The sequence below is a fragment of the Candidatus Binataceae bacterium genome, from assembly GCA_036495685.1.
Classification (GTDB): Bacteria; Desulfobacterota; Binatia; order Binatales; family Binataceae; genus JAFAHS01.
This window is the reverse complement of sequence record DASXMJ010000045.1, coordinates 1-3967: the sequence shown is the minus strand read 5'-3', so window position 1 is coordinate 3967 and position 3967 is coordinate 1. Positions and strand designations below refer to the sequence as shown.

The window sequence follows — 3967 nt, the reverse complement described above, 5'->3', positions numbered from 1 at the left end:
GAGTCCAGCGACGCGCCCCACGGGGGTATTCTGTCAACGTCCGACTCTCGGCGAAGTGGCGTATAGACATCTCAGCTCTACAAACACGGTAGTCCCGGCATCATGGAAACTATCGCATAGTGGCACGGTTAGCCTTTCCAGTACTCCGATCGGTTCGGATAATCAAAAGGCCTTCCCGTCGAGCGGGTTCGCGTAACTAAACTGCTAGGGCGGTGCCCAGAATTTTGGTTGGTGCGACAGAGGATTGAAGGGGTATATATGTTGTTACGGTCCTCTAGGTCGCGCTCGGAATTGAGGAAGGACATCCTAAGATCGGCCGGCAACACGGTCCGGCGTCCCAATATGAAATGCGCTACGAGAGTGATGTTCCGAATGGCGCCATGGGTGGCCGCACTCATGATCCTTGCTCCGACAGCAGCGCGCGCGCAGTTCGGTGCGATGGGCCTGCCGATTAACACTACGCTGGTAATTTCGAAGCCCGCGGCCATGCAGATATACGCCGGCCAACAAATCGTCACGATCGGCGTGGGTGCCAAGCAATACAAGTTTGTGCTCAACGATGCATACGTGGACAACCCCCGTATCCGCTGGCCGGACATCTGGGAGCTGGTGCGCGTTCACCGTCCCAATTTCGTGATGCAGGGCCCGCACACCGAAGAAATCGAGCACCTGGCACCGGGAGAGATGCTAACGGTTAGGGCCATGTTTGCGCCCTTGGATCGAACTTTCGAGGTAGTCTTCACCCAGCCAGGGCGAGGACCCTTCGAGCCAAAGACCCGCTACTAAGGCAAATCTCTTCTGCGGCTGGCATGGGGTCGCGGTGCTCAATTGCTTGACGACCACACCTCGCTGGTGAAGAGAATCAAATCAGCACGGAAGTCGCTTTTCCCGATTCGGGCAGTCCTGCGCACAACTGCTAGAAATGAAGGTCTGGCCCCGAGTGCGGTGATAAGTCCGGGCGCCGCGAGATCGACAAGCTGCCGATACAACTCGCCCGAGAGTAGTCGCTGGAATTTTTTGCCGGTTCGGAGTTTTGACTTAATGACAGGCGCTCGGGAAGTGTTTTACGAAAGACCAGGTCTTCCGAGGTAGGGACAAGAGAGCCGATGAACAACCATCACCCAAGTGTGAAGAACATCCTGGAACGGGCGAGAGCTGAGCGTCGCGTCGCGCTTTCTGCAGCCGACTGCGCCGAGATCTGTCGAGCGTATGAGATTCCGATCCCGCCACAAGCCCTTGCTTCCTCAGAATCTGAGGCGGTCCGGGTCGCCGCAGAAGTTGGTTATCCGGTCGCGTTGAAGATTTCTTCCCCTGAAATTCAGCACAAGACCGAGGTGGGCGGCGTGGCGCTAAACCTCGGCGATGCTTCTGCGGTTGAAACCTCATTTAAGTCGCTGATCGCGAGAGGCAAAAGCTCCAGGCCCGAGGCCTCCTTCGACGGGGTACTGGTTCAAAAGATGGTGCCGGGTGGTGTCGAGCTTATCGTCGGAGCATCGACCGACCCGAGCTTTGGAAAGTTGGTCGCGTTCGGCGTGGGCGGCGTGATGGTGGAAACCCTAAGTGACATCACCTTTCGCCTCGCGCCGGTGACGATACCTGAGGCTCGCTCGATGCTCGATGGAATCCGCAGCAAGGAAGTTCTGAATGGCTTGCGCGGCGGGGAAGCGGTGAACCGTGACGCCCTGACGGCGCTGGTGCGCAACGTGTCTCTGCTGGTGCATGACTTCCCCGAAATAGCCGAGGTGGACCTGAACCCGGTGTTCGCGTCGCGCGCCGGCGCAACGGCGGCCGATGTCCGAATACTGCTTGATTTCGACCCGGCCCCCGTACGTTTTCGTCCTTCGCAAGACGAGATACTGCGCGCCATGAACCGTATCATGCGTCCCGACTCGATCGCGGTCATCGGCGCGTCTGCCGAGGATGGGAAGATTGGCAACTCAGTTCTGAAAAACCTGATCAATGGCGGCTATCAGGGCCGCATCTTTCCAATCCATCCAAGCCTCGACTCGGTGCTGGGTCGCAAAGCGTTTCGCAGTATCAAGGAGGTTCCTGAACGCGTCGACGTCGCGGTGTTCGCGATCCCGGCGCGCCTGGTGTCGCCCGTGCTGGCCGAATGCGGCCAGAAGTCGGTCGCCGGTGCGGTTCTGATCCCATCGGGCTTCGCCGAGACCGGCAATGTCGAGATGCAGCGCGAGGTGCTCGCGGTCGCGCGCGAGCACGATATCCGTCTGATGGGACCGAACATCTACGGCTTTTACTATACCCCGAAGAACCTGTGCGCGACTTTCTGCACCCCTTACGACGTACGGGGGAAGGTCGCATTGTCATCGCAAAGCGGGGGAGTCGGCATGGCGATCCTGGGTTTTAGCCGATCCACGAAAATGGGAGTGTCGGCCATTGTGGGTTTGGGCAACAAAGTCGATATCGATGAAGACGACCTACTGACCTTTTTCGAGAAAGATCCCGAGACGGAGGTCGTCGCGATGCACCTCGAGGATCTCAAGGACGGCCGCTCCTTCGCGGAAGTTGCGAAGCGAGTCTCGGTCAAGAAGCCGGTTATCGTGCTCAAGGCCGGGCGCACGGCGGCAGGTGCGCGTGCTGCGCGCTCCCACACTGCGGCGTTGGCGGGCAACGATCGCATCTACGATGATGTATTGCGCCAATCCGGGGTCGTTCGCGCATACAGCCTTAACGAAATGCTCGAGTTTGCCCGTTGCATTCCAATGCTGCCGACGCCAGCCGGTGAGAACGTGCTGATTATTACCGGCGCCGGCGGTTCTGGCGTGCTGCTCGCCGATGCCTGCGTTGACAATGGACTCAAGCTGATGGAGATGCCGGCGGACCTTGACCAGGCGTTTCGCAAGTTCATTCCGCCCTTCGGCGCGGCAGGAAATCCGGTCGACATCACCGGTGGTGAGCCGCCCGCGACCTATCAAAATACCATCCGACTCGGACTCACGGACGCTCGCGTGCATTCGCTCGTGCTTGGCTATTGGCACACCATAATCACTCCACCCATGGTCTTCGCGAAACTCACCGCGCAGGTTGTCGAGGAACAGCGGCGCCAGGGAATAGACAAGCCGGTGGTAGCCTCGCTGGTCGGCGACGTCGAGGTGGAAGAGGCGTGTGCCTACTTGTTCGAGAGGCAGATCCCCGCCTACGCCTATACCACCGAAAAGCCGGTCCTGGTCTTGGGAGCGAAATACAAGTGGGCCCGGGGGGCGGGCCTTTTCGGGTGAGTTCCACAAAACTTGATTTAGCCGTGGAGGAGCGGGAAGCTCTGGATTTAGCAACTCCGTCCGAGCTCAAGAGGTAGAAACAATGCCGACCTACATCCTGCTCAGTTCGCTGACGCCGGAAGGCAGTCAGACGCTCCACAAGGATCCCGAGCGGCTCGATGCGGTAAACAAGGAGATCTCGGAGTTCGGCTGCAAGATGGTCACCCAATACGCCGTGCTCGGCGGCTACGATTTTGTGACGATTGTGGACGCGCCCGACAATGAGACCGTCGCGCATCTGTCAGTCGATCTGTCGTCGCGCGGCACGGTCAAAATAACGACGCTACCGGCGATACCCGTGGTCGAACTGAAGGCCAAGCTCAAGGGCCCCAAACAGATGGGTAAGCGTTGATCTCCGAGAGCATCGAGCCTGCCCCTCGAAAGTCCGCCCCCATATAAGACCCACCGTTGCCGGCAGGGTCTTCCGGATGCTCGCCGCTAAAACCCTGAGACACCGACGAGGAACCGGAACAGCCGGCAAGGAAGAATCGACGTAGGGCAAGGTCTTGGTGGTTGCCCGCTCGATCACGCCTCAGGTCGTTTCGTAGGGGCTCGACCGCGCGATCGGGCTCGAGACGGGCCCTCTAATCGCTGTCTGCCCAGCGATCGTTCACCGAACGCGGATTTACCTACTGCAGCGCACCAGCTGCGAGAAGTTCACCGATACGTCCTTCGTCGTAACCCAGGAT

3 protein-coding genes are annotated in these 3967 nt (G+C 59.2%); all 3 read left to right on the top strand.

Annotated features, from left to right (window positions below):
• The first annotated feature begins 372 nt into the window (after positions 1-372).
• The 3 genes from VGI36_05290 (at position 373) to VGI36_05280 (ending at position 3630) form a co-directional block, all read left to right on the top strand.
• Entirely contained in the window at positions 373-786 is a 414-nt protein-coding gene (locus tag VGI36_05290; GenBank protein ID HEY2484539.1) for a hypothetical protein, read from the top strand.
• 320 nt (positions 787-1106) lie between these two features.
• Positions 1107-3239, top strand: a complete 2133-nt coding sequence (locus tag VGI36_05285) for an acetate--CoA ligase family protein (GenBank protein ID HEY2484538.1) — start codon at positions 1107-1109, stop codon at positions 3237-3239.
• 82 nt (positions 3240-3321) lie between these two features.
• Positions 3322-3630: a GYD domain-containing protein gene (locus tag VGI36_05280; protein ID HEY2484537.1), complete on the top strand. Its 309-nt coding sequence runs from the start codon at positions 3322-3324 to the stop codon at positions 3628-3630.
• Positions 3631-3967 lie beyond the last annotated feature (337 nt).